The organism is Microbispora sp. H10949 (assembly GCF_014161435.1).
GTDB lineage: Bacteria > Actinomycetota > Actinomycetes > Streptosporangiales > Streptosporangiaceae > Microbispora > Microbispora triticiradicis.
The window spans coordinates 218,165-231,749 of sequence record NZ_JABBWZ010000004.1; the positions used below are offsets into that span (position 1 = coordinate 218,165).

The 13,585-nt window shown below is 74.6% G+C and carries 10 protein-coding genes; 8 read left to right on the top strand and 2 right to left on the bottom strand.

Annotation, left to right across the window (positions count from 1 at the left end):
- Positions 1-160: 160 nt before the first annotated feature.
- The 4 genes from HHX40_RS38180 (at position 161) to HHX40_RS11460 (ending at position 5,521) form a co-directional block, all read left to right on the top strand.
- The gene (locus HHX40_RS38180) at positions 161-1,045 is read left to right on the top strand and encodes a sensor histidine kinase (RefSeq protein WP_396787856.1); all 885 of its coding nucleotides are present in this window, start codon (positions 161-163) and stop codon (positions 1,043-1,045) included.
- A 192-nt stretch (positions 1,046-1,237) separates the two neighbouring features.
- Positions 1,238-3,319 (top strand): N-acetylneuraminate synthase family protein, encoded by a 2,082-nt coding sequence (locus HHX40_RS11450; RefSeq protein ID WP_310738044.1) that lies wholly within the window; start codon positions 1,238-1,240, stop codon positions 3,317-3,319.
- Positions 3,316-4,266 (top strand): glycosyltransferase family 2 protein, encoded by a 951-nt coding sequence (locus HHX40_RS11455; RefSeq protein ID WP_182880544.1) that lies wholly within the window; start codon positions 3,316-3,318, stop codon positions 4,264-4,266. Before HHX40_RS11450 ends, HHX40_RS11455 begins: the two co-directional genes overlap by 4 nt.
- Positions 4,259-5,521: a polysialyltransferase family glycosyltransferase gene (locus tag HHX40_RS11460; protein ID WP_310738045.1), complete on the top strand. Its 1,263-nt coding sequence runs from the start codon at positions 4,259-4,261 to the stop codon at positions 5,519-5,521. The genes HHX40_RS11455 and HHX40_RS11460 overlap by 8 nt, the downstream gene beginning before the upstream one ends.
- Here the strand turns inward: HHX40_RS11460 and HHX40_RS11465 are convergent.
- A complete protein-coding gene (locus HHX40_RS11465) occupies positions 5,511-6,083 on the bottom strand; it encodes an XRE family transcriptional regulator (protein ID WP_310738046.1) in 573 nt (190 codons plus the stop codon). The genes HHX40_RS11460 and HHX40_RS11465 overlap by 11 nt on opposite strands.
- A gap of 74 nt (positions 6,084-6,157) precedes the next feature.
- On the opposite strand from HHX40_RS11465, the gene HHX40_RS11470 reads away from it, so the two are divergent.
- On the top strand, positions 6,158-7,381 hold the full coding sequence (locus tag HHX40_RS11470) for a benzoate/H(+) symporter BenE family transporter (protein WP_310738047.1): 1,224 nt from the start codon (positions 6,158-6,160) through the stop codon (positions 7,379-7,381).
- A 104-nt stretch (positions 7,382-7,485) separates the two neighbouring features.
- On the opposite strand, the gene HHX40_RS11475 is transcribed toward HHX40_RS11470, so the two are convergent.
- Positions 7,486-10,386, bottom strand: coding sequence for an ATP-binding protein (locus tag HHX40_RS11475; RefSeq protein WP_182880545.1), 2,901 nt, complete (start codon positions 10,384-10,386; stop codon positions 7,486-7,488).
- A 237-nt stretch (positions 10,387-10,623) separates the two neighbouring features.
- Here HHX40_RS11475 and HHX40_RS11480 point away from each other — a divergent pair, with 237 nt between their 5' ends.
- The 3 genes from HHX40_RS11480 to HHX40_RS11490 all read left to right on the top strand — a co-directional run bounded on the left by HHX40_RS11480 (position 10,624) and on the right by HHX40_RS11490 (position 13,547).
- Complete coding sequence (locus HHX40_RS11480; protein WP_182880546.1) at positions 10,624-10,980, top strand: VOC family protein; 357 nt, start codon at positions 10,624-10,626, stop codon at positions 10,978-10,980.
- An 88-nt stretch (positions 10,981-11,068) separates the two neighbouring features.
- Positions 11,069-11,680, top strand: a complete 612-nt coding sequence (locus HHX40_RS11485) for a glyoxalase (RefSeq protein ID WP_182880547.1) — start codon at positions 11,069-11,071, stop codon at positions 11,678-11,680.
- A gap of 208 nt (positions 11,681-11,888) precedes the next feature.
- Complete coding sequence (locus tag HHX40_RS11490; protein WP_182880548.1) at positions 11,889-13,547, top strand: TIGR03767 family metallophosphoesterase; 1,659 nt, start codon at positions 11,889-11,891, stop codon at positions 13,545-13,547.
- The last annotated feature ends 38 nt before the right edge of the window (positions 13,548-13,585 follow it).

Below are 13,585 nucleotides of genomic sequence, written 5' to 3' on the forward strand. Positions count from 1 at the left end.
CCAGACGACCTCCTGCGCCCCCCACGGCCGCGACTGCCTGTACGTGACGGTGGTGCGCGTCTTCCCCGGCCCCGGCTCCGACTTCGTCTACGCGGGCCGCGCCGCCCCGGCGGTCCTCACCAGCCCCCTGGGCCTGCCGACGCTGCTCCTGCTGGCCCTGATGCTCGCCGCGCTCTCGGGATGGGCCGCCTGGAAGACGGCCGGCCGCGTGCTGCGCCCGGTCGAGGCCATCCGGTCGGAGCTCGCGGGGATCAGCGGGAAGAACCCCGGCTCGCGGGTGCCCGAGCCGCCCGGCGACGACGAGATCGCCCGCCTCGCCAGGACCGCCAACGACGCGCTGGCCCGGCTCGACACCTCGATCCAGCGGCAGCGGCAGTTCGCCGCCGACGCCTCGCACGAACTGCTCACCCCCATCTGCGGGATCCGCGCCCAGCTGGAGAGCGCGCGGCTGCATCCCGAGGACACCCCCGAGGCCGTCCTCGCGGCGCTGCGCGACACCGAGCGCCTGGAGGCGATCGTCTCCGACCTGCTCCTGCTCGCCCGCATCCCCACGGTCCCCGAGACCGCGAGGGAGGAGGTCGACCTGTCGCATCTGGTCGTCGCCGAGGTCGACCGGCGGCCGGGCCGGTTGCCGACCCAGCTGCACGAGACGCCGGGGGTGATCATCTGGGGCATGCGCCGGCACCTCGCCCGGGTGGTGGCCAACCTGCTCGACAACGCCGAGCGGCACGCGCTGACCGGGGTGTCCGTGTGCGTCGAGCGGGCGGGTGACGAGGCGGTCCTGTGCGTGCGCAACGACGGCGGGTGCATCCCGGAGGCGGACCAGGAACGGATCTTCGAACGGTTCTACCGGACCGACGCGGCGCGCAGCCGCAGCCGGGGCGGCACCGGCCTCGGCCTGGCCATCGCCCGCGAGGTCGTGGAGGCCCACGGAGGGTCGATCCGGGTGGAGAACGTCGAGGACGGCGTGCGGTTCGTGCTGCGGCTGCCGCTGGCGCCCGACCAGCCGGACGGGCCGCCGGGACCCGGCGGCCAGGACGCGTAGCCGGACGGCGAGGACGCGCGGCCGGACGGCCGGGACCGGCGGCCCGGAGGCGAGGACACCCAAAGTTAAGACCGGCGCCCCTGCGCGTTCAGCCGGGCAACCCCCAACGGGACAACCTGCTGGCTAGTTTTCTCGACACCCCGCCCCCCAGGACCCCCGGGGTTCCCGATGTCGCAGGTGAAGGAGTCACTCGTGCGAGTGCTGGCAGTCGTCCCCGCCAGAGGTGGTTCGGTGGGCGTCCCGCTGAAGAACCTGGAGAAGGTGGGCGGCATTCCGCTCGTGGCCCGCGCGGTCGACGCCTGCCTGCGCGCCGAGCTCGTGGACGAGGTTGTCGTCAGCACCGACCACGACCTGATCGCCCGGGCGGCCGAGGACGCCGGGGCCCGCGTGGTGCGCCGCCCCGCCGACCTCAGCGGCCCGACCGCCTCCAGCGAGTCGGCCGTGCTGCACGCCCTGTCCGAGACGCCGGGCGAGGACCCGGAGATCGTCGTCCTCGTCCAGTGCACCAGCGCGTTCATCGACCCCCGCGACCTCGACGCGGCCGTGGGCAGGGTGCTCGGCGGCGAGGCCGACTCGGTCTTCTCCGGCGTCGAGACCTACGAGTTCGTCTGGACCGGCGCCGGGCACGGGGTGAACCACGACCCGGCCGTGCGCCCGCGCCGCCAGGACCGCGAGCCCCACTTCCGGGAGACCGGCGCGTTCTACGTCATGCGTACGGCGGGCCTGCGCGAGCGCGGCCACCGGTTCTTCGGCACCGTCGCGGTCCAGCCGGTGCCGAGCCGGCACGCGGTCGAGATCGACGTCCCGGAGGATCTGGAGATCGCCCGGGCGCTCGCCCCGTTCGTGGACGAGCCGCTGCCCATCGACGTGGACGCGGTCGTCACCGACTTTGACGGCGTGCACACCGACGACCGCGCGTTCGTCGACTCCGAGGGCCGGGAGATGGTCGCCGTCAGCCGCTCCGACGGCATGGGGATCGCGCTGCTGCGCCGCGCCGGGGTGAAGACGCTCGTGCTGTCCACCGAGCGCAACCCGGTCGTCGCCGCCCGCGCCGCCAAGCTCGGTGTGCCGGTGCTGCAGGGCCTCGGCGCCAAGGACGCCGCGCTGCGCGCGTGGCTCGCCGCCGAGGGGCTGGACCCCGAGCGGGTCGCCTACGTCGGCAACGACGTCAACGACCTGTCCTGCATGGCGATGGTCGGCTGGCCGGTCGCGGTGCCCGACGCCCACCCCCGGGTGCGCGCCGCCGCCCGCGTCGTGCTGTCGGCCCCCGGCGGAGCTGGAGCGGTGCGCGAACTGTCCGACCGGGTGCTCGCCGCCCGCCCGGCCGCCGCCCTCGAACCCGCCCCCGAGACGGTCCCCGCCCCCGTTCTCCCGGCGTACGGCGCGGCCCCGCTCGCGGAGCCCCGGCCGGTGCGGATCGGCAGGTCGCTGGTCGGGCCCGGGCAGCCGGTCTACGTGATCGGCGAGATCGGCATCAACCACAACGGCGACGTGGAGATCGCGCGCAGGCTGATCGACGTGGCCGCCGACGCCGGCTGCCAGGCGGTCAAGTTCCAGAAGCGGACGCCGGAGATCTGCGTGCCGCTGGAGCAGCGCGACCAGATCCGGCAGACGCCGTGGGGCGAGATGACCTACATGGAGTACAAGCTCCGCACCGAGTTCGGCGCCGACGAGTACGCCCACATCGCCAAGTACTGCGAGGAGCGCGGCGTCGACTGGTTCGCCTCGCCCTGGGACGTGCCGTCGGTGGAGTTCCTGGAGAACATGGACGTCGTCGCGCACAAGGTGGCCTCGGCCTCGGTGACCGACCACGAACTGCTCCGGGCGCTGGCGGCCACGCGCAAGCCGGTCATCCTGTCGACCGGCATGTCGACGATCGAGGAGATCGACGCCGCGGTGGAGATCCTCGGCACCGAGCGCCTGGTGATGATGCACGCCACCTCCACCTACCCGCTGCCTCCGGAGGAGGCCAACCTCCGCATGATCACTACGCTGCGGCAGCGGTACGGCGTGCCGGTCGGCTACTCGGGGCACGAGCGCGGGCTGCAGATCTCGCTGGCGGCCGTGACGCTGGGCGCGGTCACCGTCGAGCGGCACATCACGCTCGACCGCACGATGTGGGGCTCCGACCACGCCGCCTCGCTGGAGCCGAGCGGCCTGGAGCACCTCGTCCGCGACATCCGGATCATCGAGGAGTCCCTCGGGGACGGCGTCAAGCGGGTCTACCCCGGTGAGGAGGCCCCGCGGGCCCGCCTGCGCCGGGTCACGGCGTGATCACCCTTTCCGTGATCGTGCCCGTCAGGGACGGCGAGGCGTACCTCGGTGACGCCTTGGCGTCCCTGGCGCGCAACCGGACGCGCGAGTTCGAGACCGAGGTCGTCGTCGTCGACGACGGCTCGGCCGACGCGACGGCGGACGTCGCCGAGGACTTCCGGCGCGACCTGCCGGGGCTCTCGCTCGTCCGCAACGCGGCGCCGCTGGGGCTCGCCGACGCCCGCAACGCCGGGCTGAAGCTGGCCTCCGGACGGTACGTCACCTTCCTCGACGCCGACGACTGGCTCGCGCCGGGCTACCTGCCCCGGCTGGTCGCGGCGATCGAGGGGCTGGGCTGCGACTTCGTCCGGGTGGACCACGTGCAGGCCGAGGGCCGCAAACGGGAGACGCACCGGGCGCCGCAGCCGCGCCGCGGGGTGGTGCTCGACCCGCGCGAGAGCATCCTGCCGGCCGGGCTCAAGACCATGGTCGACTACCCCTACGCCTGGGCCGGGATCTACCGGCGCGAGCTGGGCGACCTGCTGGCGTTCCCCTCGGGCCTGCACACCGCCGAGGACCGCCCGTGGATCTGGCGGCTGCACCGGCTGGCCCGGTCGTACGCCGTGGTGTCCCTCGCCGGGCTGTTCTACCGGCGGGGGCTCCCGGCCTCGCTCACCCAGATCGGCGACGAGCGGCAGCTGCACTTCTTCGACGCCTACGACATCGTGCTGGACGAGGCCGAGCCGCGCTACCTGCCCAAGGCGGCCCGCAACCTGTGCGCGCTGCTCGCCCACCACGCCGAGCTGGCCGAGCGGTTCACCCCGACCGTACGGGCCCGGTTCGACGAGCGGGCGCGGGCGGCGCTCGCCCGGCTGCCGCGCGAGACGCTGACCGAGGCGCTCGGCGGCCTGGAGCCCGAGCGGGCCGCCCTGCTCGGCCCTTACCTTCCCGGAGGCCCGAGTGCCTGACCCGACGCTGTTCTACGCCTCCACGCTGTTCGGCGCGATGACGCTCGCCGCGGCGATCGAGGAGGGACGGTTCGGCGGCGGGCCCAGGGTCCTGCTGGTGTCGAACAACGCGGCGATCCCGGAGGTGACCCCGGCGCCGGACGAGGCGCCGGGGTTCGCCGCGCTGCGCGGGGCGTTCGACCGCGTGCTGTCCTGGAACGAGATCATCGCGCCGCTGCACCCGTCGGACTGGAAGCCCCGCTCGATCGAGACGCCCATGCTCGGCCGCCTGCTGCGCGACCTGCTGGGGGAACCCGGCGAGCTGGTCCTGGAGTCGATCGCGGTGCCGCCGGCGCGGACGCTCGCGGGCCTGGTGAAGGACTGCCCGATCACCGTCTACTCCGACGGGCTGATGAGCTACGGGCCCACCCGCGACCCGCTGCCGCAGGAGATCGCCGGCCGGATCGGCCGGCTGCTCCACCTCGATCTCGTCCTGGGTTTGGCCCCCCTGCTGCTGGCCGAGCACGGCGTGCCGGCCGAGGCGCTGGCGGACGCGTCGTTCACGCGGGTGACGGGCCGGGTCGCGGAGGCGGCGGAGGCGGCCCCCCGCGCCGAGGCGATGATCCTCGGGCAGTACCTGTCCTCGCTGGGCCTGCTCACCGCCGCCGAGGAGGCCGGGCTGCACGAGCGGATGCTGCGCGGCCTGGCGGCGCGCGGCCACCGCACCGTGCTGTTCAAGCCGCACCCCGCGGCCGGGCGGCGGCACGCCCGCGAGCTGCGGCCGGTCGCCGCGGAGCTGGGCGTCGAGCTCCTGGTGGCGCCGGAGACGACGCCCGCCGAGGCGTGCTTCGCCGCGCACCGCCCCGACCTGGTCGCCGGGTGCTTCTCCACCGCGCTGGTGACCGCGCGGCGGCTGTTCGGCCTGCCGGTCGCGGCCGCCGGAACCGGCCTCGTGCTCGAACGGCTCACGCCGTACGAGAACAGCAACCGGATCCCGGCGACGATCGTGGACGCGACGCTGCCCCGGCTGGAGGCCGACGGCACGATCGCCGAGCCGCCCGCCCTGGACCTTCCCGCCCTGGTCGGGGCGGTCGGCTACTGCATGCAGAGCGCGGCGCACCCCGGGCTGCGCGAGGCCGCGGCGGCCTACGTGCGCGACCACGGCCCGGCACGCTACTTCAAGAAGCGCAGGCTGGAGGCGCTGGGCCTGATCGAGCCCCCGCCTCCCCCGCCCGCGCAGCCGGCCTCACGCCTGCGCCGCCTGCTCACCCGCTGAGCGCCGGCGGGTCGTGGGGGGTGCGGATGAGGAGGATCGCGTGCGCCTCCTCGCCGCCGAGGGCCGCGTAGACATGGGGGACGTCCGCGGCCCACGAGATGTGCTCCCCCGCGGCGGCGGTCAGCGGCGTGGCGGCGGGGCCCGTCCTGATCGTCCCCTGGACGACCGAGAGGTGCTCGGTGACGCCGGGCGGGTGCGCGGGCGAGGTCTGCTCGACCCCGGCGAGTATCCGCAGCCGGAGCATCTCGTAGGTCGCGCCCGGCTCCCGGAACACCTCCAGCAGGGTGGAGACGACGGCCGCGCCCCGCACCGGCGAGGCCGCGCCGGCCGGAGCGCCGGGGTCCAGCGTCAGCGCGCTCATCGGGACCGACAACGCGCCCGCGATCGCGTACATCGTCTCCAGCGTGGGGTTGCGGGTCCCGTGCTCGAGCCCGGACACGGTGGCCTTGCCGACGCCGGCCCGGCGGGCCAGCTCCGACAGCGACAGCCCGCGTGCCTCCCGCAGCCCGCGCAGCCGCCGCCCGATGGCCGGGTCGAACCGGCTTGTCCCGTCTGCACCCACCTGGCTATGGTGACACCTGAAATCGTTCCGTAAACGGAACGCTCGTGGTTGTGGCCGGATTCCAGGGAGGAACGGTGCGGATCCTGCAGCCGGTGCTCGCCGGACTGGTCAGCGCCGTCGTCGGTTACGCCAGCTCGTTCTCCGTCGTCCTCGCCGGCCTCCAGGCCGTCGGGGCCGACCCGCGGCAGGCGGCCTCCGGCCTGCTCGCGCTGTGCGCGGGCATCGCCGTCGCCGCCGCGGTCCTCTCCGTCCGGTACCGGATGCCCATCGCGATCGCGTGGTCCACTCCGGGCGCCGCGCTGCTCGTCGCGACCGGGCAGGTCTCCGGCGGCTACCCGGCGGCGATCGGGGCCTTCGCCGTGTGCGGTGTCCTGACGGTGCTCGCCGGGCTGGTCCCGTGGCTGGCCCGCGGCGTCGCCGCGATCCCGGGCCCCATGGCGGCGGCCATGCTCGCCGGCGTCCTGCTCCCGCTGTGCACCGCCCCGCTCCGCGCGATGGTGGACGTCCCGCTGCTGGCGGGACCGGTCACCCTGACCTGGGCGGTGCTCATGCGGTACGCCCGGCGGTGGGCGGTCGCCGGGGCGCTGGTCGCGGCCGTGGCCGGCCTCGCGATCGGCGGCGCCGCGTTCCCCGCCGCGTCCCTGCGCCCCGAACCGGTGTTCACGATGCCCGACGTGACCCTGCCGGCCATCGTCGGCATCGCACTGCCGCTGTTCCTGGTGACCATGGCGGGACAGAACGTGCCCGGGGCGGCCGTTCTGTCGACCTACGGATACTCGGTGCCGCTGCGCGGCGCACTGGTGACGACGGGACTCGTCAGCACGGCCGCCGCGCCGTTCGGCGGGCACGCCGTCAACCTCGCCGCCATCACCGCCGCCCTGACCGCCGGACCCGACGCCCACCCCGACCCGGCCCGCCGCTGGACCGCCACCCTGGCCCTCGGCGCCGGGCAGCTCACCCTCGGGCTGGGCGCCGCCTTCGCCACCGCGCTCGTCGTGGCCTCACCGCCGGTCCTGGTCACCGCCGTGGCCGGGCTCGCGCTCCTCCCGGCCCTCGCCTCCTCGCTCGCCACCGCCTTCACCGGGCCGGACCGGCGGGAGGCGGCCGCGGTCACCTTCGTCGTCACCGCCTCGACGACCTCCTTCGCGGGCATCGGATCGGCCTTCTGGGGACTGGTCGCCGGATCGCTCGCGCTCCTGCTCACCCGGCGCCGTACGGCACCGCGGCCGCCCGAGCAGCCGGCGGCGTCGGCCGAGCCCGCGCCGCACGCGGAGACCGGGGCGGCGCGCCCGGCTTAGGTGACGGGCGTCCGGGGGATCGGGAATCGCCGGCGCGAGGCGCGCCGAGCCGGGCTCTCCGGCGCCACGCCCGCCGGGCGCGGCCGGGCGCGGCCGCGAGGTCGTCATCGGCTCCGGGCAGGGGCCATCGGGGCGAAGCCGAGGCCGGCGAGCACGGCCTCGCCGCGCTCGGCATGGGGGCCGCCGGCGAGCACCATGGTCCGTGCGGACTGGTAGCGGCAGCCGGCGGCGTCGAACGCGTCCGCCGTGGCCAGCAGCGCCTCCCGGTCGCCGTCGAGCAGGGCTGCGGCCCGCTCCACGATGGCGCCGGCGACCGGGTTGCCGGCCACGACGGTGCGGGCCTCGGCGAGACGGTCGCGGGCGCCGGGGCTCCCGGCGAGCACGGCGGCCTCGGTGCGGAGCGCGACGTACCAGTGGTGCCAGATCCAGGTGACCCACTTCCACACCTGCCCGGCCTCGGGCGCCATCCGTTCCAGCGCCTCCGGCGCCCGCCCGCGGTGCAGCAGGAGCAACGCGTCGAAGACGGCCCCGTAGCCGTAGGTGCCCTCTGGCGGGGTGCCGAGCCGCTCCAGGACCTCCTGCCACTCGCGCCGGGCCGTCCGGTCGTCGCGCAGGCCGTGGATCATCGCCACACCGGCCGCCGCCGGGCGGAGGATCGACAGGGCGGGGCCGCCTGCCCGCCGCCACGCGTCGAGGAACCGGACGCTGCCGGTGAGCACCTCGGCGACGTTGCCCGCCAGCGCGTCGACCATCAGCAGCCGGCAGGTGGCGCGGTGACCGACCTCCGCCAGTGATGGATGGCCGGCCAGCCGGCGTGCCCATCGGCGGGCGCCCGGCACGTCCCCCGCGCCGAGTCCCGCCTCGGTGACCATGGCGAGCGCGTCGACCAGCTCGTGGGTGCCGGCCGGCGAGATCGGCAGGGACGACAGGAGCGCGATCCGGCGCCGGGCCGTGCCGGCGGCGGCGAACGTGTCCCCGGCCCAGCTCTGCGCGCCGATGAGCGCGTCGAGCGCGGCCGACTCGGCGAGCGGGTCGCCGGTCCGGCGGGCGAGGTCGACCGCGTGCTCGGCGCGCGCGATCGTCTCCGGCACCTCGTTCTCCGACGGTCCCTGGGCGGCGCCGAACGCGTCGGTGAGCACCCCCGCCTCGGCCAGCGCCACCGCGGCCCGCGCGGCCGGGTCGTCGCCGGCGCGCTCCCGCGCCTCACGGACCAGCGCGAGCGCCTCCTCCCGGGACGGGAGCCGCACGAACGTGGTCGAGAACCGGAACGCGACGGTGGCGGCGGTCGCCAGGTCGGCGGCGGCGCCGGCGCTGTCGCCCGAGTCGCGGGCGGCGTCCGCGGCCGCGCGGCGCAGGCGGTACATGTCATCACCGATCGTCCGGCAGCCGGCCACGGCCGCGGCCTGCCGGAGCATCGACGCCCTGTCGGCGGGGTCGCCCGCGAGTTCGGCCGCCTGCTCGTAGCGCCGCTGGGACTCGCCGGTCAGGTGCCGGGTGAAGGTCAGCTCCGCCAGACGCCGGGCGAGCTCGTACGCGTCCGCGCGGCGCTCCGGCCGGTCGGCCGCCCACGCCAGGGCCGCGCGGAGGTCGTCGGCCACCAGGTCGAACCGGGCCCGCCAATCCGCTTGTACGACCGTCAGGCCGGCGGCCTGAGCCAGGCACCAGCGCAGGTGCCGGGACCGGGCGTCGACCAGCTCACCGGCCTCGGCGAGCCGCTCCGTCCCGTACTGGCGGATGGTCTCCAACGCCCGGTATCCGGTCCCGGCCGGGGACGCGGTCACCACCAGCAGGCTCTGCTCGGCGAGCCGGGCCAGGCCGTCGGCGACGATTCCCTCATCGGCCGGGCCCTCGTCGCCCGTGTCCTCGTCGCCCGTGTCCTCGTCGCCCGTGTCCTCGTTGCCCGTGTCCTCGTTGACTGTGCCCGTGCCGACCGGGCCTGGCCCGAACCTGACCACCTCCGCGGCCGCCACGGCGGTGAACGGCGCCGTGAACACCGACACCTGCCGGAGCAGCGCCCGGTCGGCCGGCTCCAGCAGGGCGTGGCTCCAGTCCAGCGCCGCCCGCACCGAGCGGTGCCGCTCATCGGCGCGGGAGCCGCCGGTGAGCATCCGCAGCGGGTGGGACAGGGCCGCGGTGATGCCGTCGAGCCCGAGCGTGGGATACCGGGCGGCGGCCAGCTCGATCGCCAGCGCCATTCCGTCCAGCCGCGCGCAGATCGCGGCGATCTGGCCGCGCAGCGGAGGATCCAGCGGCCAGCCGACCGCCGCCGCCCGCTCCATGAACAACGCGACCGCGTCCGACTCGCCGTCGACGGCCAGTGACAGCGGCGGAACCGGATACACCCGCTCGAACGGCACCATCAGCCGGGCCCGGCTGGTCGCCAGCACCGTCACCCGAGGGCACGTCGCCAGCAGCCGCTCCAGAAACAGCGCGGCCCCGTCCGCCACGTGCTCGCAGTTGTCCAGCACCAGCAGCGCGTGACGGTCGGCCAGCGCGGCGACCACGGACTCGGTCATGTCACGGCCGGGCTGCTCACCGAGACCGGCCGCCCCGGCGACCGCGGTCGCGATCATGCCCGGATCGGTGACCGGGACGAGGTCGACGAACCACGCCCCGTCGGAGTACTCGCCGACGGCCTCCCCGGCCACCGCCAGCGCGAGCCGGGTCTTGCCCACTCCCCCAGGGCCGACGGCGGTGACCTGCCGGTGCGCTCTGATCATCTCGGTCAGCTCGGCCCGCTCGCTCGCCCGGCCGACGAACGAGGTCAGCGGGGCCGGCAGGACCGGCGCCGGATGCGAGGGAGCGGCGCCGGCCGCCTCGGGCGCACGCCGGGCGAGCGCCCGCCGATCCGGCACCCGCAGCTTGCGGAGCAGCGAGGAGACATGGCTCTCCACGGTCCGCACCGAGAGGCACAGCCGTGCCGCGATCTCGGCGTTGCTGAGATGGGCGCCGACCAGCTCCAGCACCTCGGCTTCCCGAGGCGAGATCTCCGCTTCTGTACCCATTGGCCTCATTTTGGCGTATCCGCGCCGCGTTCCCATCCGCACCGTCCGCGATCCGTGCCGCCGATCCGTGCTCTCGATCCGTGCCGCCGATCCGTGCCGCCGATCCGTGCTCTCGATCCGTGCTCTCGATCCGTGGCCGGTTCCGTGGTCACCACGGATGTGGGCCCACCGGGCTGGAAGAAAGGCTGTGACCACGCACCCAGCGGGTCGACGCGACCCACCACCGAAGGAGTGACCATGACCGACGCCTCCCCCAACGTGATCAGGACCGTGCTGCACCCCGTGTCCGACCTGGCCAAGGCCAAGGCGGTGTACGCGGCCCTGCTCGGCATCCCGCCGCAGACCGATTCGCCCTACTACGTCGGCTTCGACGTGGAGGGCCAGCACATCGGACTGGTGCCGGACGGCGGACCGCAGGGCATGACCTCGCCGGTGGCCTACTGGCACGTCCCGGACATCGAGGCGAAGCTGGCCGAGGTGGCCGCCGCGGGGGCCACCGTGAAGGAGGCCGCGCACGACGTGGGGGGCGGCCGCCTGGTGGCCACCGTCACCGACCCCGACGGCAACATCCTCGGGCTCCTGCAGGACCGGTGAGCACCGGCCTTCCCCTGTCCCATCCGCGGCCCGTCCGCCGCCACGACGCCGCCACGACGCCGAACCCACCTCGCCCGAAGGACCCGTCATGACCTCTTTCACGTCCGTCACCCTCGAAGTTCCCGACCCCACGGCCGCCGGCGCCTTCTACGACGCCCTCGGCCTGGGCCCGTACGTGAACGTACGCGCCTCGGACGCGCCGGCGGACGGCTTCCGCGGGTTCGCGCTGTCGCTCCTGGCGTCCCAGCCGGGCGACGTCGACGCCCTCGTCGGTGCCGCCCTCGACGCCGGCGCCACGACGCTGAAGCCCGCCGCGAAGGGGTTCTGGGGCTACGGCGGCGTCGTACGCGCCCCGGACGGGACGATCTGCAAGATCGCGACCTCGAACAAGAAGGACACCCGCCCCGCCGCCCGGCACGTCGACCAGGTCGCGCTCCTGCTGGGAGTGGCGGACGTCAAGGCCAGCAGGCGCTTCTACGCCGACCGCGGCCTGGCCGTGGCCAAGAGCTTCGGCGGCAGGTACGCCGAGTTCGACACCCCGGCGTCGGCGGTCACGCTGGCGCTCTACCCGCGCCGCGCCCTCGCCAAGGACACCGGCGTCTCCCAGGAGGGCACGGGATCGCACCGGATCGTGATCGGCGGCGACGCCGGGCCCTTCACCGACCCGGACGGATTCGTCTGGGAGGCCGCCTCCGCCTGAGGCGGGCGGCGGGCCCGGACAGCGCCCTTCTGAACGGCGGGAGAGCGGCAGACTTCCGGCCTGCTGCCGCCAGATGTCCGTATCACATACGGCCATATCTAGGCGTTATCTGGCTGGACGGCGTTTCAGCCGCGTTAGGCCGGGAGTCATTCCGACTGTCAAACATCCCCAGTGGACGTTCGCCTCGACGCCACCACTGGGGAACATCATGGATCCCGCCCTCAGCCGCCGCGCTTTCCTCCTCGCCTCCGGAGCGACCGCCTCGGGCCTCGCGCTGGAGATCGCACTTCCCGCCGGCCCCGCCGCCGCCTCGGCCGTGACGCCCTCGGCCACGACCCCCATGACGACGGTCCGCACCGTCGCCAGACCACACGGCACCAGCGGTTACCGCAGGCTGTCCGACGGCCCGGGCTGGCGGCGGGTGACCCGCACCGAACTGGCCGACGCCAAGAAGGACAGAGCCGAACGCCGTACGGTGCTGGCCTGCTTCGTCCAGTTCACCGACCTGCACATCACCGACGCGCAGAACCCGCAGCGCTACGAGTTCCTGCGCGCCGGAGACCTGGGCTCCTGGCGCCCGCAGGAGGCGCTGACCGCCGTCGGCGCCGTCTCACTGATCGAGCAGATCAACGCCCTGGGGCACGGCCCGGCCACCCGGGCGCCGATCGGCTTCGTCATGACCACCGGTGACAACACCGACAACAACTCCCGGATCGAGATGGAGTGGTTCCTCACCGCCATGACCGGCGGCCGCTTCACTCCCAACACCGGCGACCCCGGCGCGTACGAGGGCGTGCAGAACTCCGGCCTGGGCCTCTACTGGCAGCCTGACTCGGGCCTGCGCGACGTCGACAAGCGGGTGGGGTTCCCTCATCTGGACGGCTTCCTGAAGGCGGCCATCCGCGAGGTGAGCAGCCCGGGCCTGGCCGTACCGTGGTACTCCACCATCGGCAACCACGACCAGCTCTTCGGCGGCGCCTATTCCTCGGCCGGCGGTTTCTTCGCCGACCTGGCCACCGGCTCGCGCAAGCTGTTCTCCCTGCCCGCCTCCGAGGCCGGCGCCGTCTACCAGGCGCTGCGCCGGGGCGACCCCACGGGGGCCCGCTTCCGCGCGGCGTGGAAGCGCTACCGGGGCAAGACCCGCACGGTCACCGCCGACGAGCGCCGCGCCCCGCTGAGCCCGCACGCCTACATCGCCGCCCACCTCGACCCGGCGTACACCGGCTCGGGACCCGCCGGCCACGGCTACACCCGCGACAACCTCGACAGCGGCCGGCTGGACTACTCCTTCCGGATCGCCGACGGTGTCGTCGGCATCAGCCTGGACACCACCGACCGCGGCGGCGACTACCGCGGATCGGTCGGCACCCGGCAGCTCGCCTGGCTGGAGCGGACCCTGAAGACCCACGCCGACGACATCGCGCTGATCTTCAGTCACCACCCGAGCTGGGCAATGACGAACCTCACTCCCAACCCGGCCAGGCCCGGCGAGAAGCGCCACAGCGGGCAGGAGCTGCTGGCGGTGCTGAGGAAGCACGGCAACGTGGCCGCCTGGATCAACGGTCACTCCCACCTCAACAAGATCGTTCCGCATGGCGGCCTCTGGGAGATCTCCACCGCCTCCCACGTCGACTACCCCCAACTGGCGAGGGTCGTCGAACTGGCCGACAACCACGACGGGACGCTGTCGCTGTTCACCACGCTGGTGGAGTCGGCCGCGCCGCACCGCACCGACTTCACCGACCTGTCCCAGAGCGGCCTCGCCGCGCTCTACCGGGAGCTCTCGTTCAACTCCCCCGGCATCCGGAGCGGGCTGGCGGGCCTGCCCGGCGACCGCAACACCGAGCTTCTGCTGAAGAAGCGCTGACCGCGCGCGGGCGTACACCGGACGGGCCTGCGTGCGCC

Excerpts from the sequence above, each read along its gene's own strand:
- HHX40_RS38180 (WP_396787856.1), top strand. The coding sequence starts at position 161 with ATGCTCGCCGCGCTCTCGGGATGGGCCGCCTGGAAGACGGCCGGCCGC.
- HHX40_RS11475 (WP_182880545.1), bottom strand. The coding sequence starts at position 10,386 with ATGGGTACAGAAGCGGAGATCTCGCCTCGGGAAGCCGAGGTGCTGGAG.
- HHX40_RS11480 (WP_182880546.1), top strand. The coding sequence starts at position 10,624 with ATGACCGACGCCTCCCCCAACGTGATCAGGACCGTGCTGCACCCCGTG.
- HHX40_RS11485 (WP_182880547.1), top strand. The coding sequence starts at position 11,069 with ATGACCTCTTTCACGTCCGTCACCCTCGAAGTTCCCGACCCCACGGCC.
- HHX40_RS11490 (WP_182880548.1), top strand. The coding sequence starts at position 11,889 with ATGGATCCCGCCCTCAGCCGCCGCGCTTTCCTCCTCGCCTCCGGAGCG.